The sequence below is a fragment of the Mesorhizobium sp. M7A.F.Ca.US.008.03.1.1 genome, assembly GCF_003997495.1.
In the GTDB taxonomy this organism is placed as follows: Bacteria; Pseudomonadota; Alphaproteobacteria; order Rhizobiales; family Rhizobiaceae; genus Mesorhizobium.
This window is the reverse complement of record NZ_RZRU01000003.1, coordinates 504,342-524,477: the sequence shown is the minus strand read 5'-3', so window position 1 is coordinate 524,477 and position 20,136 is coordinate 504,342. Positions and strand designations below refer to the sequence as shown.

16 protein-coding genes and 1 riboswitch are annotated in these 20,136 nt (G+C 62.2%); of the genes, 9 read left to right on the top strand and 7 right to left on the bottom strand.

Annotation, left to right across the window (positions count from 1 at the left end; all coding sequences use genetic code 11):
- Window positions 1-153: 153 nt before the first annotated feature.
- Window positions 154-340, bottom strand: a riboswitch (cobalamin riboswitch).
- 101 nt (window positions 341-441) lie between these two features.
- On the bottom strand, window positions 442-1,074 hold the full coding sequence (locus EOA16_RS07990; protein WP_127256938.1) for a TetR/AcrR family transcriptional regulator: 633 nt from the start codon (window positions 1,072-1,074) through the stop codon (window positions 442-444).
- A gap of 102 nt (window positions 1,075-1,176) precedes the next feature.
- Here EOA16_RS07990 and EOA16_RS07985 point away from each other — a divergent pair, with 102 nt between their 5' ends.
- Entirely contained in the window at window positions 1,177-1,581 is a 405-nt protein-coding gene (locus tag EOA16_RS07985) for a VOC family protein (protein WP_127256936.1), read from the top strand.
- An 85-nt stretch (window positions 1,582-1,666) separates the two neighbouring features.
- Here EOA16_RS07985 and metH read toward each other — a convergent pair whose 3' ends face one another.
- On the bottom strand, window positions 1,667-5,476 hold the full coding sequence (gene metH, locus EOA16_RS07980; protein WP_127256934.1) for a methionine synthase: 3,810 nt from the start codon (window positions 5,474-5,476) through the stop codon (window positions 1,667-1,669).
- 178 nt (window positions 5,477-5,654) lie between these two features.
- On the opposite strand from metH, the gene EOA16_RS07975 reads away from it, so the two are divergent.
- Window positions 5,655-6,830: an ISNCY family transposase gene (locus EOA16_RS07975; protein ID WP_206517318.1), complete on the top strand. Its 1,176-nt coding sequence runs from the start codon at window positions 5,655-5,657 to the stop codon at window positions 6,828-6,830.
- A gap of 132 nt (window positions 6,831-6,962) precedes the next feature.
- Here EOA16_RS07975 and EOA16_RS07970 read toward each other — a convergent pair whose 3' ends face one another.
- Window positions 6,963-7,781 carry an alpha/beta hydrolase gene (locus EOA16_RS07970; protein ID WP_127256932.1) on the bottom strand — a complete coding sequence of 273 codons (819 nt, stop codon included), beginning with the start codon at window positions 7,779-7,781 and terminating at the stop codon, window positions 6,963-6,965.
- Between the two features lie 190 nt (window positions 7,782-7,971).
- Here EOA16_RS07970 and EOA16_RS07965 point away from each other — a divergent pair, with 190 nt between their 5' ends.
- The 5 genes from EOA16_RS07965 to EOA16_RS07945 are packed head-to-tail and all read left to right on the top strand — an operon-like array spanning window position 7,972 to window position 12,595.
- A complete protein-coding gene (locus EOA16_RS07965) occupies window positions 7,972-9,225 on the top strand; it encodes an ABC transporter substrate-binding protein (RefSeq protein ID WP_027035742.1) in 1,254 nt (417 codons plus the stop codon).
- Window positions 9,226-9,228: 3 nt separating this feature from the next.
- Window positions 9,229-9,966 (top strand): ABC transporter ATP-binding protein, encoded by a 738-nt coding sequence (locus tag EOA16_RS07960; RefSeq protein ID WP_127256930.1) that lies wholly within the window; start codon window positions 9,229-9,231, stop codon window positions 9,964-9,966.
- Entirely contained in the window at window positions 9,963-10,676 is a 714-nt protein-coding gene (locus tag EOA16_RS07955) for an ABC transporter ATP-binding protein (RefSeq protein WP_127256929.1), read from the top strand. The genes EOA16_RS07960 and EOA16_RS07955 overlap by 4 nt, the downstream gene beginning before the upstream one ends.
- Before the next feature lie 12 nt (window positions 10,677-10,688).
- Window positions 10,689-11,564, top strand: a complete 876-nt coding sequence (locus EOA16_RS07950) for a branched-chain amino acid ABC transporter permease (RefSeq protein ID WP_127256927.1) — start codon at window positions 10,689-10,691, stop codon at window positions 11,562-11,564.
- On the top strand, window positions 11,561-12,595 hold the full coding sequence (locus EOA16_RS07945; RefSeq protein WP_127256925.1) for a branched-chain amino acid ABC transporter permease: 1,035 nt from the start codon (window positions 11,561-11,563) through the stop codon (window positions 12,593-12,595). Before EOA16_RS07950 ends, EOA16_RS07945 begins: the two co-directional genes overlap by 4 nt.
- A gap of 338 nt (window positions 12,596-12,933) precedes the next feature.
- Here EOA16_RS07945 and EOA16_RS07935 read toward each other — a convergent pair whose 3' ends face one another.
- The 4 genes from EOA16_RS07935 to EOA16_RS07920 form a co-directional block, all read right to left on the bottom strand.
- Window positions 12,934-14,250, bottom strand: coding sequence for an ArgE/DapE family deacylase (locus EOA16_RS07935; protein ID WP_127256923.1), 1,317 nt, complete (start codon window positions 14,248-14,250; stop codon window positions 12,934-12,936).
- A gap of 57 nt (window positions 14,251-14,307) precedes the next feature.
- Complete coding sequence (locus tag EOA16_RS07930) at window positions 14,308-15,219, bottom strand: MurR/RpiR family transcriptional regulator (RefSeq protein ID WP_127256921.1); 912 nt, start codon at window positions 15,217-15,219, stop codon at window positions 14,308-14,310.
- Window positions 15,220-15,394: 175 nt separating this feature from the next.
- A complete protein-coding gene (locus tag EOA16_RS07925; protein WP_127256919.1) occupies window positions 15,395-17,020 on the bottom strand; it encodes a DUF882 domain-containing protein in 1,626 nt (541 codons plus the stop codon).
- Between the two features lie 562 nt (window positions 17,021-17,582).
- Window positions 17,583-18,254: an FCD domain-containing protein gene (locus EOA16_RS07920; protein WP_127256917.1), complete on the bottom strand. Its 672-nt coding sequence runs from the start codon at window positions 18,252-18,254 to the stop codon at window positions 17,583-17,585.
- Between the two features lie 80 nt (window positions 18,255-18,334).
- Between EOA16_RS07920 and EOA16_RS07915 the strand changes: the two genes are divergently transcribed.
- Both EOA16_RS07915 and EOA16_RS07910 read left to right on the top strand, forming a co-directional pair.
- Window positions 18,335-19,336, top strand: coding sequence for a fumarylacetoacetate hydrolase family protein (locus EOA16_RS07915; RefSeq protein ID WP_245455878.1), 1,002 nt, complete (start codon window positions 18,335-18,337; stop codon window positions 19,334-19,336).
- Window positions 19,333-20,112, top strand: coding sequence for an alpha/beta fold hydrolase (locus EOA16_RS07910; RefSeq protein WP_127256915.1), 780 nt, complete (start codon window positions 19,333-19,335; stop codon window positions 20,110-20,112). Before EOA16_RS07915 ends, EOA16_RS07910 begins: the two co-directional genes overlap by 4 nt.
- Window positions 20,113-20,136 lie beyond the last annotated feature (24 nt).

The window sequence follows — 20,136 nt, the reverse complement described above, 5'->3', positions numbered from 1 at the left end:
AAGCAGAATGTCTTTGACGGCAGCGCTGGCGGTCTTACCTTCTGTCTTGGTCATGGTGGCGTTCCTTCGCGGGAATCAGGTGACGTTGAACATCACCAGCCTGCCATGACCGCCCTCTCTCAGCGAATTTGCAGAACTCTCAGCACACTACCGTCGATTTCAACAGCTTGAGGCTGGTGTTGTCCTTTCGGACCGTCTCGACATCTTCCCAGGCTTTTGGGCCCAGTGGCTTTTGTCGGGACAAACTCCGCTACCATTGCGGGGGCAGCGCCGGCATCGAACCGGCCTCCAGATCTTCCCGGCCGCGAAACGGACGGGAACCTTAAGCATGGTGGTCTAATCACCGATACCTGGCTGCGGTTCACAGGAAAGCGACGCTGCCCGGAGCAAAAGACGACAGGCGCCGACCACAAGACGCATCGCTGGCGGAGAGGAGCGTGACTATTTCGACCGCACCCCATAGGCGGCAAGGAACGCTTCAACCGAGGCATCGGCGTGCCGCTCAAGGTCGGCCTTCGAGCGCGGATTGCTTCCGGTGAACATGGCTTCGTTCATGGGAATCCAGAGAAGCATTCCGAAGAGATGACTGGCCGCCAAACGGGGATCGCTGGTCTCCAAAAGACCACGATTTGTGAGCTTTTGAAAGCATGATGCCACCGAGGCAAGCATGCGTTCAAAACCTTTTTCGTACCAGCTGCGGCCAAGTTGCGGCATTCGATCCGCGTTGGCGATAATCAGACGCCGCAGCTTCAGCAACTCGTCGTTCATCAGCGTCGTTGTCAAACGCCGCGCAAGCTGCTGCAGACCGCCCTCCATGAATTGCGCCTCGGAAAGCAGCATCGTCACGGACTCGACGACATCGTTGGTCTGGCTCGCGGTGGACTCGACGACTTCGCAAAAAAGCGTCTCCTTGTCCCTAAAATGCTTGTAGACGGTCTGCTTGGAAGCCCCCGCCTTGGTGGCGATCTCCTCCATGCTGGTTCCATCATAACCGTTGGCGATAAACGCGGCCGTGGCCGCTTCGATGATTTCACGATCTTTGCGAGCCGCCCTGGTCTCACCATCAATTTTCATAGCACCTCTCAACCAGTACTAGACGGTACCGTTCCCGCATGGTAGCCATGGCTACAGTACTAGACTGACTAGTACCCATCAACGGCAGTAAGGCTTAGACCTATGACCAAAATGATCTTCCTCAATCTACCGGTACGCGATCTGCAGGTGGCGACCAAGTTCTATCTCGCGATCGGGGGCACGCTGAACCCGCAGTTCTCCAACGACCAGGCCAGCTCGATCATGTTCTCCGACTCCATTGGGGTCATGTTGCTGACGCACCAGCATTACAGCCAGTTCACAGCGCGGCAGATTGGCGACGCCAAGCGTGACAGCCAGATGCTGATCGCGCTCACCACCGACAGCAAGGACGAGGTCAATGCCGTAATCGAGAAGGGCGTGGCGGCAGGCGGCCGTGCTGATCCCAACCCGATGCAGGATCTCGGTTTCATGTTCAACCGCCACATCGAAGATCCGGACGGCAACGTCTGGGAATTGCTGTGGATGAACCCGTCCGCCATGCAATAGCCCACAGGAATCGAAGCGGGCCAGGATGACAATGGAGAAGCGATTGGCATTCGCCTGTCGCTTCCATCAGGCGCGCCGGCATCAGCTATTCAGCCGCTTCGGCATAGTGAGCCGGCACGTAGTTGAGGATGGGGCCAAGCCAGCGCTCGACCTCGGCCAAAGGCATCGCCTTGCGGCGCGCATAATCCTCGACCTGGTCGCGTTCGACCTTGGCGACGCCGAAATAATAGCTTTGGGGATGCGCCAGATAGAGCCCCGACACCGACGAGCCCGGCCACATCGCATAGCTTTCCGTCAGGCTGACGCCGGCATTGCCTTCGCCGTCGAGCAGCCGGAACAGCGTCGCCTTCTCGGTGTGGTCAGGCTGCGCCGGATAGCCGGGCGCCGGTCGGATGCCGCGATAGGGTTCGCCGATCAGCTCGTCAGGCGCCAATGATTCCTCTGGCACGTAGCCCCAGAACTCCTTGCGCACCTTCTCATGCATGCGCTCGGCAAAGGCTTCGGCGAAGCGGTCCGCCAGCGCCTTGACCATGATCGACGAATAATCGTCGTTGGCGCGCTCGAAGCGCTCGGCGATCGCCACCTCCTCGATGCCGGCGGTGACGATGAAGCCGCCGATGTAATCCGGCTTGCCGCACTCCGCTGGCGCGACGAAATCCGACAGGGCGACATTGGCCCTGCCGTCGCGCTTGGTCAGTTGCTGGCGCAGCGTGAAGAATGTCGCCACTTCCTGCGCCCGCTTCTCGTCCGTGAAAAGCCTGATGTCGTCGCCGACGGCATTGGCCGGCCAGAAGCCGATGACGCCGCGCGGCGCGAACCATTTCTCGGCGATGATCTTCTTCAGCATCGCCTGCGCATCCTCGAACAGCTGGCGCGCGGCGGGGCCTTGCGCCTCGTCCTCAAGGATCTTCGGATAACGGCCCTTCAGCTCCCAGGTCTGGAAGAACGGCGTCCAATCGATGTAGCGCGCGAGCTCGGTCAGGTCCCACTTCTCGAAGACTTTCACCCCTGTGAAGGACGGCTTGGGCGGCTCATATTGAGACCAGTCGATGCGATGCGCATTGGCCCTCGCCTTGGCCAGCGGCAGCCGCTGCTTGTCGGCTTCGGAGCGGGCATGCGCGTCGGCGACCTTCTTGTATTCGGCGCGCACCGTGTCGACGTAGCCGTCCTTGCTCTCGTTCGACAGCAAGGACGAGACCACGCCGACCGCCCGGCTCGCGTCGGTGACGTAGACCGTCTGACCCTTGGTATAGCGCGGGTGAATTTTCACCGCCGTGTGCACGCGGCTGGTCGTCGCGCCGCCGATCAGCAGCGGGATGTCGAAACCTTCACGCTCCATCTCGGCGGCCATCTGCACCATCTCGTCGAGCGACGGCGTGATCAGGCCGGACAGGCCGATGATGTCGACATTTTGGTCGCGCGCCGTCTGCAGGATCCTGGCCGCCGGCACCATGACGCCGAGATCGATAATCTCGTAATTGTTGCAGGCGAGAACCACGCCGACAATGTTCTTGCCGATGTCGTGGACATCACCCTTCACCGTCGCCATCAGGATTTTTCCCGCCGTCTGGCGCTCGCCATTGTCGATGCCATTGGCGGCGTTGGCCAGCTTCTCGGCTTCCATATGCGGCAGCAATCCGGCCACCGCCTGTTTCATCACCCGCGCCGACTTAACCACTTGCGGCAGGAACATCTTGCCCGCGCCGAACAGATCGCCGACGACGTTCATGCCGGCCATCAGCGGGCCTTCGATGACATGCAGCGGGCGCTCGGCGGCCAGCCTGGCTTCCTCGGTGTCGGCATCGATGAATTCGGTGATGCCGTTGACCAGCGCGTGGCTGATCCGCTGTTCGACAGTCCATTCGCGCCAGGCAAGATCGCGCTCCTTGGCTTCCTGGCCCGCCGTGCCCTTGAAGCGTTCGGCGATCTCCAGCATGCGTTCGGTGGCGGTGCCGCCGGCCTTGGGCACGCGGTTGAGCACCACATCCTCGCAGGCCTCGCGCAGATCAGGCTCGATCGTGTCGTAGACGGCGAGCTGACCGGCATTGACGATGCCCATGTCCATGCCGCGCTGGATGGCATGGTAGAGGAATACGGCATGCATGGCCTCGCGCACCGGCTCGTTGCCGCGGAACGAGAAGGACAGGTTCGACACGCCGCCTGAGATGTGCACGTGCGGCAGCGTGCCGGTGATCTCGCCGGTCGCCTCGATGAAGTCGACGCCGTAATTGTCGTGCTCCTCAATGCCGGTGGCGACCGCGAAGACGTTGGGGTCGAAGACAATGTCCTCGGGCGGGAAGCCGGCCTGCTCGGTCAGGAGCTTGTAGGCGCGGGTGCATATCTCGACCTTGCGCGCCTTGGTGTCGGCCTGGCCGTCCTCGTCGAAGGCCATGACGACCACCGCTGCGCCATAGGCACGGACCAGCCTGGCATGATGCAGGAATGCCTCTTCGCCTTCCTTCATCGAGATGGAGTTGACCAGCGGCTTGCCCTGCACGCATTTCAACCCGGCTTCGATGATCTCCCATTTCGAACTGTCGACCATGACAGGAACGCGGGCGATGTCCGGCTCGGCGGCGATCAGGTTGAGGTATTCGACCATCGCCTTCTTGGAATCGATCAGGCCCTCGTCCATGTTGATGTCGATGATCTGCGCGCCATTGGCGACCTGGTCGCGGGCGACGTCGAGTGCGGCGACATAGTCGCCCGCCGTGATCAGCTTCCTGAACTTGGCTGACCCGGTGACATTGGTGCGCTCGCCGACATTGACGAACGGAATCTCGTCGGTGAGCGTGAACGGCTCGAGCCCGGACAGGCGCATCCTGGGTTCGATGTCCGGAATGGCGCGCGGCGGATATTTCTTCACCGCATCGGCGATGGCGCGGATGTGCTCCGGCGTCGAGCCGCAGCAGCCGCCGACGACATTGACCAGCCGTTCCCTGGCGAAATCCTCGATCTGCGCGGCCATGAATTCCGGGCTCTCGTCATACCGGCCGAATTCATTGGGCAGGCCAGCATTCGGATAGGCGCAAACAAAAGTGTCGGCGACACCGGATATTTCGGCCAGATGCGCCCGCATGGCATTGGCGCCGAGCGCGCAGTTGAGGCCGATGGTGAAGGGGCTGGCATGGCGCACCGAATGCCAGAAGGCGGTCGGCGTCTGGCCCGACAGCGTGCGGCCGGAGAGGTCTGTGATGGTGCCCGAAATCATCACAGGCAGGCGCACGCCCTTCTCGACGAAGATCTCTTCCGCTGCGAAGATCGCGGCCTTGGCGTTCAGCGTGTCGAAGATGGTCTCGATCAGGATGATGTCGGCGCCGCCATCGATGAGGCCGCGCAACTGCTCGCCATAGGCGCGGCGCAGGTCGTCGAAGGTCACGGCGCGATAGCCGGGATTGTTGACGTCGGGCGACATCGAGGCGGTGCGGTTGGTCGGCCCGAGCGCTCCGGCGACGAAGCGGCGCTTGCCGTCTTCCTGCTCGGCCCTCACCGCTGCGCGCCGCACCAGCCGCGCTCCGTCGCGGTTCAGCGCATAGACGGCATCTTCCATCCCGTAGTCGGCCTGGGCGATCGAGGTCGAGGAGAAGGTGTTGGTTTCGAGGATATCGGCGCCCGCGATGGCGTATTGATAATGGATCTCCTCGATCGCCTGCGGCTGGGTCAGGATCAGGAGGTCATTGTTGCCTTGCTGGTGGCAGGCGCAGCCGGCGAAAGCCTCGCCGCGAAACTGGTCCTCGTCGAAGCCGAGGCCTTGGATCTGCGTGCCCATGGCGCCGTCGAGGATGAGGATGCGCTCGCGTGCCGCCGCGGTGAGTGCAGCAAGCACCTCCGAGCCGTCGGGTTTTGCCGCGACGGGGCCGAACAATGCGTCCAGCGAGGCAGAATTCTGCGACATTTTCTATCCCTTTGGCGACAGGCCTTTCATGTCACATAAGGATATATTTATGTCAATATACGATAGATGCGCGTGATTGTCACCCACCCACCGCAAAGGTGTCGGTAGCACACGATATGTCCGGTTTAGGTAGCACACGATCTGTCCGGTAAGTCTCGACCTTTTAAACGGGGTCTGGATGCGCCGGTCGGAAGCCAATCAAGGTGTGCGAATGATCAAGTTCCGAGACGTATTGAGCCGCTATGAGGCTTTGGAGTTCAACCAGATGGAGGCTGCGCAGTTGCTGGGTCTGAGCGAGCGAACCTTCCGTCGCTGGTGCTGCCGGTATGAAGAGGCTGGGGAGGCCGGCTTATTGGACCGCCGTCTTGGCAAGGCGTCTGGCAAACGGGTTCCGCTGGACCGGGAGTTTGAGGTCGAGACACTCTACCGGACGCGCTACGGCGGGTTCACGGCCAAGCATTTCCACGAACTTCTGGTGCGCGATCATCGGTTCAGCTGGAGTTACACCTGGACGAAGGCGTTCCTGCATTCGAAAGGCCTTTTGGCCAAGGCATCCAGGCGTGGCGCACACCGGCGCAAGCGGCCGCGCCGACCCTTGCCGGGGATGATGCTGCATCAGGATGGCTCGCGCCACATCTGGCTCGGCGGCCAACCGGCGCTCGACCTCATCGTCACGATGGACGATGCGACGAACACCATCTATTCGGGCTTTCTGACCGAGGAAGAAGGGACGGCTTCGACGTTTCGGGCTTTGGAGGAGGTGTTTGGCGGCCATGGTCTGGCGTTGAGCCTCTATACTGATCGAGGCAGCCACTATTTCCATACGCCGCAGGCTGGTGGAAAAATCGACCGGACAAACCTGACCCAGGTCGGTCGCGCGTTGGCTCACCTTGGCGTCGAGCATATCGCGGCTTATTCGCCGCAGGCACGCGGTCGTTCGGAGCGGGTTTTCCAAACCTTGCAAGACCGGCTGACGAAAGAGCTGGCGTTGGCCGGGATCGCCACCATAGAGGAGGCCAACAGCTTTCTGCGCGACGTTTATATTCCGGCCCACAACAAGCGCTTCGCCGTCAAGCCCGAACAGGAAGGCTCAGCCTTCGTCGCCATTCCCGGCGTCGATCTGGGCGAGATCCTGTGCATTCAGGAGGAGCGCCAGGTCGGTAACGACAATTGCGTCTCGTTCAATCGGCTGAAGCTGCAAATTCCCGAAAGCCCGCTGCGGCCCCATTTCGTCAAGGCGACAGTCAAGGTGCGCCGCTATCATGACGGCGCCTATGCAATCTTCCACGGGCCTCGTTGTCTGGGCCGCTACGACCAGAATGGAATAGCCGTACATACACAAAAAGCCGCTTGAACCCGCTCGGCGGCCAGCAGAACAAAACCAGAAGCAGCGGACAACTCGTGTGCTACCTAAACCGGACAACTTAATTCGCTATCGACACCACCCACCGCAAAGGCGGGTCCGTGGCGCCGGTTTCCGAGGGACCTACGCTCTCTCGACGCTTGCCAGGAAACGGGAGAAGATCGGATTGAAGCGATCCGGCGAATCCCAGAACGGCGCGTGGCCGGATTTGTCGAGCAGATGGGCTTTGCCTTCCCATAGATTGGAGAATTTCACAGCGGAGACGAAATCGGTGTTGACGAATGGTTCGTCGATGCCGTTCAGAACGGCGATCGGCGGCGTCTTGCCGGCCACGATCTCGCGCTGGTTCCGGCCAGTGCCGGCCGCGAACTTCTCGAACATCAGGCGCCGTGCCCGCCCATCGGTGCGCGCCACCGTGTCGATGAGAAACGGCTCGAACGGCTCGCCGCAGGTGCTGCGCGCATAGGCCTCGATATCGGTGGCAGTGAAGGTTTCCTGGCCGGCAAGGTGCATATGCGGGCTCGGCTTGAAGCCGTTGCCGACCTCCTCGGGCGAGACGGGCGGCGTGCCGGTGATCATCAGCCCGAGCAGGCCGGGAAAGCGGTCGATCATCTCAAGCCCGATATGGCCGCCGAGCGACCAGCCGAAGACGATGGCCTTGTCGATGCCGAGCAGCCCGAGCACTTCGGTCATGGCATCGGCATAGCCTTCCATGCTGTAGGAACGCTCCGGATCGATCGCATCGCCGGACGCTCCATGGCCGGGCAGGTCGGGAGCGATGAGGTGGTAGCGCTCGCCCAAGGGGCCGTCCAACTGGTTGCGGAAAACGGCACTGGAAGATGAATTGCCGTGGATCAGCATAACAGCGGTTCCCTGACCACTGGTCTGGCGAACAGCGATCTTGCCATGGCTGGTTTCAAGGGTCTTCTGCGAGATCGTCATTGTGCGCTCCGTCGGGAATTGCCCTGTTTTAATGCAGTTGCGCAGCAAAGCGCCACAGCTTCCGTACCTTTGCGGGAACCATCTTCCCGGCCAGGTTGCGTTGAAAAATCCTTTTCAAATAAGAACAATTATGCGTAGATTGTCAATTATCCAACTCCCGATGAACGGGAGGAAAACAGGGAACAGCACGATGAAGCCCAAATCCGCCGCAAGTCGAATCCGCCATATGCTGATGAGCACGACGCTGATCGGCATGTTTGCCGCATCAGCCGCCCCCGCCTTTGCCGACGTCGTCAAGATCGGCCTGCTTGCGCCGCTCACCGGCCCTGCCGCGGCCGACGGTCAGGAATTCCAGCGCGGCGTGCAGATGGCCATCGACGAGGCGAACGCAGCCGGCGGCGTTGCCGGGGATACGTTCGAACTGGTGGTCGGCGACGTCAAGGATCAGTCCGCCGGCAACGTCACCAGCGCCGTCGAACGCCTGCTTGGCGATCCGGGCGTCCACTTCATGCTGACCGGCTATGCCAGCCTGACCAATTTCGAGATCGACAACATGGCCGAGGCGGAAATGCCCTACATGCTGGCGGCCACTTCGCAGCAGACCAGGGACATCATCGCGCCGAGCCCCGACAAATACATGTGCTGCTGGTCGCTGACGCCTTCCTTCGACGCCTACAACACCGACGTAACCCTGTTCGTCGAGAAGCTCGCGGCCGATGGCAAGATCACTCTGCCAACCAAGAAAGTCGCCATCATCTCGTCCGACAACGCCTATTCGAAGACCATCTCCGAAGGCATGAAGAAGACCTTCAAGGAGAAGGGCTGGACCATCACCGTCGACGAGATCGTGCCCTTCGGCGAAGTGACCGACTGGCGTTCGATCCTCGCCAAGGTGCGCGAGAACGTTCCCGATGTCGTTATCAACACCGACTATCTGCCGGGCAATTCGGCATCCTTCCTCAACCAGTTCCTCGAGCAGCCGACCAAGAGCCTCGTCTTCCTGCAATACGCGCCGAGCGTTCCGGAATTCGTCGAACTGACCGGCAAGAAATCGGATGGTGTCATCTACAACCTGCTCGGCGGCGCGCTGACGACGCCGAAGAACCCGCGCGCCGATGAGGTGGCAGCCAAGTTCAAGGCAAAATACGGCGTCGAGAGCGGCACCTACGGCGTCGGCCTCTACGAAATGACCAATGTCTATTTCGACGCGGTCAAGAAGGTCGGCGGCGCATCCGACCATGCGGCGATCATGAAGGCGCTGTCGGAGACCGACAAGCAGGTCGCGGAAGGGCGGCTGAAATTCGATCCCGCCACCCACCTTGCCACGCAGGGCGACGACTATATTCCGATCACCTTCTTCCAGATCTGGGATGGCCAGCGCACGCTGATCTCGCCGGAGAAATACGCCACCGGCGCCTTCAAGCTCCAGCCCTGGATGAAGTAGGGAATGGCCCTGCTTGAACTGGACGACGTGTCGAAGGCCTTCGGTTCGCTGAAGGCCGTCGACGGCGTGTCGTTCAAGGTCGAGGCCGGCGAGATCTTTGGCATCGCCGGCCCGAACGGCAGCGGCAAGAGTACGCTGTTCAACATCATCACCGGCATCCCGTTCGGTCCCGACCGGGGCAACATCCGCTTTGACGGCATTGCCATAAACGGCAAATCGGGACACGCCATCGCGCGCCTCGGCCTCGCCCGCACGTTTCAGCGCGAGACCAGCTTCGACGGGCTGACCGTGTTCGAGAACGCGCTGATCGGCGCCAGCTACGGCAGGCAGGAAAAGACAGCGGCCATGGCCCGCAATGCCGCCGCCGAGGCGCTGGAGTTCGTTGGCCTGGGATCCCAGTCGTTCGGCCGGCTTGCAGGCGAATTGTCCGTGTTCGAGCGCAAATGCCTGATGCTTGCCACCGCGATCGCCATGCAGCCGCGCATGCTCTTGCTCGACGAGCCGGCATCGAGCCTGACCAAACCCGAGATCGAGACGTCTATCGGCCTGATCCGCCGCACCGCCGAACGCGGCATCACCATCCTGTTGATCGAGCACGTGCTGACCTTCCTGATGAGCCTTTCGCAGCATCTGCTGGTGCTCAACAATGGCCGCGTGCTGGCCGCTGGCAACCCGGCTGGCGTGATTGCCGATCCGCGCGTCATCGAGGCCTATCTCGGCACGAGGAGGTCGGCGGCGTGAACCCCATTCTCAGCGTCGAAGGCGTCACCGCCGGCTATGGCCGCGTCACCGTGCTGCACGATATCTCGCTGGAGGCCGGCCGTTTCGGCAATGTCGGCCTGTTCGGCCCCAACGGCCATGGCAAGACGACGTTGCTGCGTGCGATCTCCGGGCTTCTGCAGCCGAAGAGCGGCCGCATCCTGTTCGACGGGCAAGACATTGTCGGCCACAGCGCGCGCGCCATCGTCGGCGCCGGCCTGATCCATGTGCCGCAAGGCAATCGGCTGTTTCCCGATCTCTCGATCGCCGACTGCATGGCGCTCGGCGCCTATTCGCCGCGCGCGCGGCCGCATGAGGCGGAGAACCGCGAAAAGGTGGTCAGGCTGTTCCCGAAACTGGCGGAACGCTGGCGCCAGCGCGTGCGCACGCTGTCAGGCGGCGAACGCCAGATGGTGTCGATCGGCACGGCGCTGATGAGCCATCCGCGCCTGCTGATCCTCGACGAGCCGACGCTGGGGCTGGCGCCCAAGATCAAGGATGAGCTCTGCGCCTCCGTGATGGACATTTCGCGCGGCGGCGTGCCGCTGATCGTCGTCGAGCAGGACATCGAATTCCTGCTGGAGCTGACGCAGCAACTCTACCTCGTCAACCATGGCGCCGTGGCGACCGAGATCAAGCCGGGCGAAAGCCTCGACCACGGCGAGATCATGTCGATGTATTTTGGCCATTAGGAAAATCTGAAGATGAGCGCATTGGCGGAAATCCTGTTCGGCGGCCTGTTCCAGGGCTCGCTCTACGCCATGATGGCGGTCGGGCTGGCGCTCGTCTGGACGACGATCGGCGTGTTCAATTTCAGCCATGGCGTGTTCATGATGCTGGGCGCCTACATCGCCTGGCAGCTGGTCGAACTCGGCCTGCCGGCGATGATCGCCTTTCCCATCGCCGTCGTCGTCATGGCCGGCGTCGGCTGGATCCTGCAGGCGAGCGTCGTGCGGCCGCTGATCGGCCGGCCCAATATCGTGCTGGTCGTCGTCATCACCACGCTGGCAGCCGGATCGCTGATCGAGAACGGCGCGCTGACCATCTGGGGACCGCGCTCGAAACAGATCCCGGCGCTGATCGCCGGCAACACCACCATCGGCGGCGTCGGCGTCTCCCTGCACCAGATCGCCATCATCGTCATCACGCCGCTGATCCTGGCCGCACTTTGGATGTTCCTCAACCGCACGCGGCTGGGGCTGGCGCTGCGCGCCGTGGCGCAGAACGAAGATGCAAGCCATCTTGTCGGGCTGAACGTCACCGCGCTCTATGGGCTGGCCTTCGCCATCGCCGCTTCGCTGGCCGGGCTCGCCGGCATCTTCATGGGCGGCTACCGTTTCATGTCGCCGGTGATGGGCAGCGACCCGCTGCTCAAGGCGCTAATCGTCGTCGTCTTCGGCGGCATATCGAGCATATCAGGCCCGATCTTCGCCGCCTATCTGATCGGCTTCTTCGAAGCCGCCTGCAGCTATTATTTCGGCTTGTACTGGACGCCGGCATTGCTGTTCGGCGTGCTCATCCTGACCCTGATGGTGCGCCCCGAGGGCATTTTCGCCAGCCGCTCCCGAGGCCTAGCATGACCGACACGACATCGCCGACCACCCTTGGCCATGCAGAGGCGGCAACCCCGATCGCTCCCGGCCGCACCCCATGGAAGCTCGAGGCCATCGGCTTCGTGCTCGGCTTCACCTTGCTGGCATTGCTGCCGCTGATCTTCGGCGACACCTATGCCCGCCACATCCTGATCATGGCCTTCATCTATGCGATCGTCGCCTCGAACTGGGACCTCAGCCTCGGCTATGGCGGCGTCTTCAATTTCGGCCATCTCGCTTTGTTCGGCATCGGCGTCTATGCCTACAGCCTGCTGACCAAGCTGGCCGGATTCGACCCGTGGACCGCGCTGTTTGCCAGCGGTGTCATCGCCACGCTGGCGGCGATCCTGGTGACCATCCCGATCCTGCGGCTGAAAGGCATCTACATCATCCTGGTCACTTTCGGCTTCGCGCAACTGGTGATGCAGGTGATCATCAGCCAGTCCGCCATCACCGGCGGCACGCAAGGGCTGGTGCGCATTCCCGGACTCTACCTGTTCGACCACAACATGGTCCGCGACGGCAAGTTTGCCTATTTCTACATCGCGCTGGCGCTGCTGGTGGCGAGCACGCTGTTCCTGCGCGTGTTCGTGCGCTCACGCGCCGGGGCCAGCATCGTCGCCTTGCGTGACAACGAGGAATACGCCATCAGCCGCGGCGTCTCGATCGTGCGCCAGCGCATGCTGACGCTTGCCGCGAGCGCCTTCTTCACCGGCATCGCCGGCGCCTTCTATGCCGCCTACCAGCGCAATGCGTCGATCGACGTCTTCGGCATGAGTCTCGCGACCATCATCCTGTCGATGGTGCTGCTTGGCGGCACCAGCACCATCTACGGCGCCATCATCGCTTCTTTCGTGCTGACGATCTTCGCCGAATGGATGGCCGATTTCGGTGCGTGGCGGCCGATGATCACGGCGGTGCTGATCATCGGCGTGATGCTGGCCTACCCGAGCGGCCTGGTCGGCATGATCAAGGCTTCATGGGGCGCCGTCGCCGGGCGGCTCAAACGCCCCGCCTGACACCGGCTCGGAGCGGGATCAATCTGGCGAAGTCGGCGCCACCCTCATTGCCCTGCCGGGCATTCCCCCTCCGCAGGGTTGTGCCTGTCTTGCGGCGGCTGCGCGTTTGGCGAATGGCTTCCCCCACTCCGTCGCTGCTTCGCAGCGCCACCTCTCCCCCCTCCGGAGGGAGAGGAAGGGCGCCAAGGCTGACCAACTCGCGCCCTTCCTCTACCCCGTCGATCGGGGGAGAGGTGGCGAGCGAAGCTCGACGGAGTGGGGGGCGACCTTCCCTGAGCAATGCTTCCGCCTGATTGGGTAGCGTAAACGTGAAGCGATTGCCCTGATGACACCGTCGTTCAACGCACGCCGCACCAGTCGATGACCGACGCGGCGATGACCTTGGCGGTCTCGACGACAGATTCGACCTCGACATATTCGTCGGAACCATGAAACCCGTCGCCCGAGGGGCCGAAGATGACACCGTCGACGCCGGCGCCGGCATAGTGTGCGGCATCGCACACGGCGACGAAGCCGCGCGCCTGCGGCGCCTTGCCGACCATGGCCTTGCGCTTCATCAGCGATGTCATCAGCGGATGGTCGACCGGCGTGTTCATCGGCGGAAAATGTAGCCCGCCGAGTTCCCACTGGATCGCCGGCGGATTGTCGCGCAGCCACGCATCGGTTTGCGCGAAATGGTGGACGAACGTCTCGAAGTCGCGGCGATAGTCGCCCGAGTTCTCGTCCGGCAGGAATTTCATGTCGAGATCGAGCACCGCGACATCGGGAATGATGGCCGGGTTGGTCATCACGGTCGGCAGGCCGTGTTCGCCAAGGCCGGTGCCGCCATGCATGACGCCGATGTTGATGGTGTTCATGCCTAGCGGCAGCAGCGGATGGGATTTCGCCCGCGTCCGGTCCAGTTCGTACTGGCGCACGGCGGCAATGAAGCGGGCGGCGATCTCGATCGCGTTGACACCCGGCTCCAGCCGGTCCTTGTCGTGGCGCTGCGGATAAATCTCGTTGTAGCGCAGCGCCGAATGGGCGTTGCGGCCGCGGATCGTCACCCGCGCCCATTCGAGCCCGCCTTCGACCGGCAGGACATCGCCCCAGGTCGGTTCGGCGACCAGCACCGCCTTGGCGAGCTTGCCCTTCTTGACCGCATCCATGGCGCCGAAGCCGCCGGCTTCCTCGTCGACGACGGAGTGGATGGCGAGCCGGCCCTGCAACGTGATGCCCGCCTTGCGGATCGCGCGCGCGGCGGCGATGCAAGCGGCGACGCCGCCCTTCATGTCGACGGCGCCACGGCCATAGAGCCGTCCATTGGTGATCTCGCCGCCGAACGGATCGACCGACCAGTCCTTCATCGCGCCGACCGGCACGACGTCGATGTGGCCGCACAGGATCAGGCTGCGGTCCTCGTCTCCCGCCCATTCGCCGACCAGATTGGGCCGGCCGGGCAAGGCATCCCATTGCTCGGTCCTGAACCCGTCCTGCTTGAGGATCGGTTCGAGCAGCGCCTGGACATCCGCCTCGCGGTTGATCGCCGGGTTGGGCTCGAATTTGGGATTGACCGAAGGGATGCGGACCATGTCGCGGGTCAGGCCGATCAACCAGTCGCGATCGGTCTCGATCTCAGCCTGCACGGCGTCGATGATGGTCTGGTTGTCGGGCATTGTCGCTTCCTTCTCTGCGTCGCGGCGCTTTGCATCGCTGCACTGGGCGCAACGGCACTATTTCCTTGTGGTTTTGGTTTTGGATTTGGCGGCGTCGTCAGCCGATGACGACAGGACGGTATCGAGCGTGACCGCATTGGCGCTGCGGATCTTCTCGATGTCCTCGATGCGCCTGCGAACCCCGGCGCCATGGCCCTCCAGCGCGTGGGCAAACACGGTTTCCATCTGGGCAACGGCCGTCGCCAGCGTGTCGAACGGCGAGTTGGCGTCGATCGCCGCGACCAGGGTCAGGTCGGCGATGTCAGATATCGGCGACAGCCAGACATCGGTGAACAGCAGGATGGAGACGCCGCGCTCCTTGGCCTGCTGGGCAAAGCTCACCACGTCCGACTGGTAGCGCCGGTAGTCGAACACGACGAGGAGGTCGCGCTTGCCAAGGTCGATCAGCAGGTCGAAATCGGCGGGGCTCAACGAACCGATGTCGCGCACGCCGGAACGGAACTGCAGGAGGTAGCCGGCCAGCATGGAGGCGATGTGACGGCTGAAACGGCCGCCCAACAGCACGACCTGGCCCTTGCTTTCGAGCAGCATGTTGACGGCGCGCGTGTAGGCCTGCACCGGCACCGCCGTGCGCGTGCGCTCCAGGCTGTCGGAAACCGAATGGAAATAGGCAAGTGCGGTGCCTTCGCTGGAGCCGCCCGGACGCTTGGCCTCCATCATCAAAAGCGGCGAATGCAGCCTGGATTCGACTTCCGTGAGCAGGCGTGCCTGGAAGTCGGCAAAGCCGACATAGCCAAGCTTGGTCATCAGGCGCGTCACGCTCGGGTCGCTGACGCCAGCGCGCCGGGCCAGCCGGGTCGCGGTGCCCAGCCCGGACATCGGGTAATCGGCGAGCAGGACCTGGACGATCTTCTCTTCCGCGGAGGTGAACGCCACGGTCGTGTTGGCCAGTTCTTCGCGGATCGACATTGTCATCGCCTATCGTCGACGGAAAGACAATTATCTTACAATCTCGCACATGTTTGTCAAATTTGGAAATTTCCTTACAGAGCCACCCGAGCTTTCGGCATAGCCTGCAATCCCGTGACGGCCAAGCCATCCCGTCGTGCGACACATCCACGTCGGGTCGAACGAGGGCTTGCGTCTATTTGAAGCTGGCGATGGGCAGGAACTTGACCGCGGAACCGGTGAAGCGTCGGTGATCGGAGGTCTGTCCTCGCGGCTGGAATCCGTCGAGATAGACGTGCTCCGGCGCGGTGCGGATGAGATTGGCGGCAATGACGGGCGCCGTCGCGGGGCTGGTTCCGCCAGCGATGCCGCGACCTGTCTCAATCAGCCGGCCGGACAACGCTGCCGGCACGATGACTGCGGTGGCTTCGGGATCGAGACGTGGCTGGACGCGGTCGGCCTTCGGGCTGGTCCTGACGCGATCTTCGGGCTTCGGTTGGGCAACCGAGACCCGCTGGCCGGCCAACCCATCAAGGCCGTCATCGGCGTGGTTCAAGGCCAGCAAGGCAGCGACCGCATCGCCGGATTTGTCTGCGTCAGGCTGACGCGTCGGGCTTGTCAGGCTTCCCGGCCGCCATGTCGGCAACGGGATGTTGAGCGCCACCATGTCCGGCGCGCCGCTCGCGGGACCGGCATCCGACTTGCCCGAGGGAATTTCCGCATCGGTTGCTGTTGGCTTGGCCAGTTCGGCCCGCGCCGTGGAAGCGTCGGCTGTTGCAAGTGGCGCGATTTGCGGGGTCGGAATGCTGGTCGTTGGCCCAGTGCGCGGGGCGAAGGCTGGCAGCGGCACTGAGCCCGGCGCCATCGCCATGACGATTGCTTCAGGCGTCTTCGGCGATTCTTCGGCCCGATCGACGGAAGCCGTCTGGATGTCGGCGCGCTGGGCATCCTGCGGCGGCACGATTGCGATGCCGGCGGGCCTAGGTTCAACGGACCTGGCAGGCTTGCGTGGCGCCGGCACCGCTTCGGCGACATCGTCGGTCTCGTCCGCGCCGCGCCCACCCAAAAGGGTGGCCAGCAGGCCGCGTGGCCTACGTTGGCCGCCGTCGGCACTTGCCAGTTCGATGCTGGGCGTGCCGGCGCCCTTGCGCGATTTGTAGGCGGCAAACGCCTGCCCATAACCGGGCAGCGGTTTGCCGTCGCTCGGCACATGCAGGGTATTGCCGTTCGGGAATACCCTTGCGAGTTCCTGGCGGCTGATGCCAGGCCAATGCCGCACATTGCCGACGTCCATATGGATGAAAGGCGAACCGGAGGTAGGGTAATAACCGACGCCGCCGCCCTGCATCTTGAGCCCGATGTCGCGCAGTTTCTTCAGCGGCACATCCGGCAGGAAGAAGTCCATCGCGCGGCCAACCATGTGTTGACTCTCCCGCGCCACGCCCTTCGAGCGGCTGCGCAGCATGGCGTTCGTCGCTGGCGACCGATAGGCGCTGACCGCGTGGATATAGGCGGTCGAGCCGCTGGCGCGATAGGCCTGCCAGACAAGATCGAGCAGGCGCGGATCCATCTTCGTCGGTTCGTTGCGACGCCAGTCGCGCAGCATGAGATTGATCTTCTTCAATCCCGCCGGATCATAGCGCCCATTGCGCTTGAAGACGATTTCAGCCTTCTCGCCCGTATGGAGATGTTGAATCTTCAAAGCACGCGTCTCCGCGAACGCGCCGGTAACGCACAGGCAAAGGAAGGCTGCGATGATGGCAGGCAGTGTCCAAAGACGGGAAGCACCCGGGGTGTTTTGCACGTTTTCGCTCACGTTCATGCCTTGCACATTGTTTTGTTTCGGGCGATTTCAGGTTTCCGCCCAGATCAGGAGCCTTTCGGCCCTCTTCCTGACAAGCATGGACCTGACCGGCGCAGACGGGCATCCACGCCACAATACGTCATGTCGATGAACAGCATCTTGGTTAACGAATCGTGTCTTGCCGGGAATGCGCTTCGGCCGGATTTGCCTGTGACAGCCTTTTTCTGAAGCAATGCACCGCTGATGAGGTCCGCCAGCACGATGGCCGCGCCATTCCCATGTACCCTCGCCCTCGCAAATGCCGGGGCTGTTTGCCTCAGGTCACACGCTAGATGACCGGGCGGCAGAGAACGAATGCTGCCGGTGGTTGCAGATCGAGGCGTCGCCGTGATGGTGAACCGACCACTTGGGCAGAGGGCATTGGTTCATCGGCTTGCCCAGTTTTGCCGCCGAGCCAGGCTGCAAAAGCTGAAACGAACTGGCGTTACATACGTTGCAGCGAACCCCTCGGTTCCCGATGCGCGACCGGATCAGGCAGACGGCCGATCCCTGAGGATTTGGCGTGGTCAGGCACCGATAGTCAACGTCCCAGAAGGTTCTTCCCGACGGTTCCGAGATGGACCAACATCGCTGTCTTGGCGCCATCCGGATCGCGATGGAGCAATGCATCCAGAAGCGCCTGATGCTCCTCGCAATACACCAGGCGGCGCTCTTCGGAGAATGACCGCTTCTTCATCTCGAACCAGGGCGACTGATTTCGGATCGCACGCATGAGATTATGGATTTCTTTCAAAAAATCATTGCGGCAGCATGCGAACACGCGGTGATGGAATTCCGCATCCCAATGCTCGAATGTGGGCATGTCTTGCGACTCGCAGGCGGTCTTGTGTGCTTCGCGCACTGCATTCAGTTCGGCCGCACTTGCGTTGGTCGCGGCAAAAGCCGCGGCAGCCGGCTCCAGCAGTTGCCTTATCTCCATCATATCGGCGGGGCTGGTGCCTTCCATCCGGGCAACCATCGAGGCAATCGACAGGGGATTTGTCGCGGTTAGAAATGTCCCGCGGCCGACGTGGCGAACAACCGTCCCATCGTCTTCCAGGAAACCAACGGCGCGCCGCACGGTGTTGCGCGCCACCCCAAACTCGACCGCCAGGTCGCGCTCAGGAGGCATCCGCCCGTCCTCAAGCCATTCGCCGGATGAAATCCGCTTCTTGAGCATCAAGGCAATATCGTTCGCAACGAGCTTTGGCATGGCGAAGCTTCTATCTGATCCAATTGTGAACCAAGAATATCAGTCCCCGGGCGTTCGGTCTAGGTAGTCCAAGCCCCAAATTGGTCTTTTCAGGCAGATATGCAAAGTTTCCTGCACGAAACCCATTGCCAAGCCCAACCAATCGTGGCTATCGTGTCTTCAAAGGCCACATATTGGCTCATAAAAGGTTCAGGGAGAGAGGCATGAAAATTGCGACATTCGCGATCGCCGGAGAGCGTCGCGTCGGCATCGTCGATCTCGAGAAGCAGACCGTTTCGCCTTTTGATCTACCCGTCGAGCAGGCACAGACAGGTCTTCTGGCGTTGATCCGTCGCAATGGCGCCGGGGTGCCGCGAACGCTTTCGCCGATCCCGCTTGCGCAGGTTGAGATCGAAGCGCCAATCCCGCTGCCGGCCCGCAACATTTTCTGCGTCGGCAAGAACTATCATGAGCATGCCCACGAATTTTCCCGCAGTGGTTTTGACTCGAGCGCGGCCGCCGGAACCATCCCCAAGCATCCGATCATCTTCACCAAGGTTCCAGAGTCGGTGATACCGACCAACACCAATGTGCTGATCGACTCCTCTGTATCGACGGCCATCGATTATGAGGCCGAGCTTGCCGTCATCATCGGCAAGGGCGGGCGTGGAATTTCAAAGGAAGACGCTTACGATCACGTTTGGGGCTACACGATCGTCAACGACGTCACCGCTCGCGATCTGCAGGGCAAATACAGTCAGTGGCTGATAGGCAAGTCCCAGGACACTTTTTGCCCCATGGGGCCTTGGGCCATAACCAAGGACGAACTCGACCTCGATAGTGCTTCTGTTCGCTGTTTCGTCAATGGCGACCTACGCCAGAACTCGAAGATTTCGCTGCTCATTTTCGATATCCCGACGATCATCTCGACGCTCTCGCAAGGCATCACACTGAACCCTGGCGATATCATTGCGACGGGCACACCAGCGGGCGTCGGTATCGGGTTTGATCCGCCGAGATACCTGAAGGCCGGCGACGTCGTCCGCGTCGAGATCGACGGCATTGGATCTCTGGAGAACCGCTTCGCGGAGCGTGCGCAATGACGACCGTGACGATCGGACCGGTCGTTGCCGAGGTCACCGGCGAAGGTATGCCGGTGGTGATGATCCATGGCCTCGGCGGAACGTCGAACATGTTCCAGCCCCAGATGGCCGCACTTTCTGGATATCGTGTAGTCCGGCTCGATCTGCCTGGCTCGGGGCGCTCGCCAAGGCCATTTGAGCCGCTGACGATGGAGATCATGAGCGATGCCGTTATCCACGCCATGGACGGTATGGGCGTCACGCGGGCACATTTCATCGGCCATTCGATGGGCACCATCGTCTGTCAGCAAATAGCTGTTAAGCAACCTGCGCTGGTCGCCTCGCTGGCATTGTTCGGCGCCTTGGCCGAACCTGCCGAAGCGACCCGGCTGGGCCTTGCCAAGCGAGCCCAATTGGCCAGGTCCGGCGGCATTGCCGACATTGCCGATCAGATCGTCGCCAATGCGCTGTCGGCGCATACAAGAGAGACGTCGCCTGCGGCGGTCGCCTTCGTGCGCGAGTCGATAACACGTCAGGATCCGGAGTCCTATGCGCGCACTTGCGAGGCACTGGCGAAGGCGGTGGCGGTCGACCCCAGGCGCATTGCGGCCCCTACCCTGTTGGTCACCGGCGACGCCGACACGGTCAATCCGATGAGCGTCGGTCAGGCGCTTGCCGATGGCATCAAGGGAGCCGTAATCTCGTCGCTCGATCGGTGCGGACACTGGGCCACCATCGAGTGCCCCCGCGAAAGCAGCCAGAAGCTCGCCGATTTTTTGCGACGCGTTGATAGGTGAGGACCTGAACAGCGCGTAAAACTG

Coding starts and splice junctions, on each gene's coding strand:
- EOA16_RS07990 (WP_127256938.1), bottom strand. CDS start 1,074: ATGAAAATTGATGGTGAGACCAGGGCGGCTCGCAAAGATCGTGAAATC.
- EOA16_RS07985 (WP_127256936.1), top strand. CDS start 1,177: ATGACCAAAATGATCTTCCTCAATCTACCGGTACGCGATCTGCAGGTG.
- metH (WP_127256934.1), bottom strand. CDS start 5,476: ATGTCGCAGAATTCTGCCTCGCTGGACGCATTGTTCGGCCCCGTCGCG.
- EOA16_RS07975 (WP_206517318.1), top strand. CDS start 5,655: ATGCGCCGGTCGGAAGCCAATCAAGGTGTGCGAATGATCAAGTTCCGA.
- EOA16_RS07970 (WP_127256932.1), bottom strand. CDS start 7,781: ATGACGATCTCGCAGAAGACCCTTGAAACCAGCCATGGCAAGATCGCT.
- EOA16_RS07965 (WP_027035742.1), top strand. CDS start 7,972: ATGAAGCCCAAATCCGCCGCAAGTCGAATCCGCCATATGCTGATGAGC.
- EOA16_RS07960 (WP_127256930.1), top strand. CDS start 9,229: ATGGCCCTGCTTGAACTGGACGACGTGTCGAAGGCCTTCGGTTCGCTG.
- EOA16_RS07950 (WP_127256927.1), top strand. CDS start 10,689: ATGAGCGCATTGGCGGAAATCCTGTTCGGCGGCCTGTTCCAGGGCTCG.
- EOA16_RS07945 (WP_127256925.1), top strand. CDS start 11,561: ATGACCGACACGACATCGCCGACCACCCTTGGCCATGCAGAGGCGGCA.
- EOA16_RS07935 (WP_127256923.1), bottom strand. CDS start 14,250: ATGCCCGACAACCAGACCATCATCGACGCCGTGCAGGCTGAGATCGAG.
- EOA16_RS07930 (WP_127256921.1), bottom strand. CDS start 15,219: ATGTCGATCCGCGAAGAACTGGCCAACACGACCGTGGCGTTCACCTCC.
- EOA16_RS07925 (WP_127256919.1), bottom strand. CDS start 17,020: ATGAACGTGAGCGAAAACGTGCAAAACACCCCGGGTGCTTCCCGTCTT.
- EOA16_RS07920 (WP_127256917.1), bottom strand. CDS start 18,254: ATGCCAAAGCTCGTTGCGAACGATATTGCCTTGATGCTCAAGAAGCGG.
- EOA16_RS07910 (WP_127256915.1), top strand. CDS start 19,333: ATGACGACCGTGACGATCGGACCGGTCGTTGCCGAGGTCACCGGCGAA.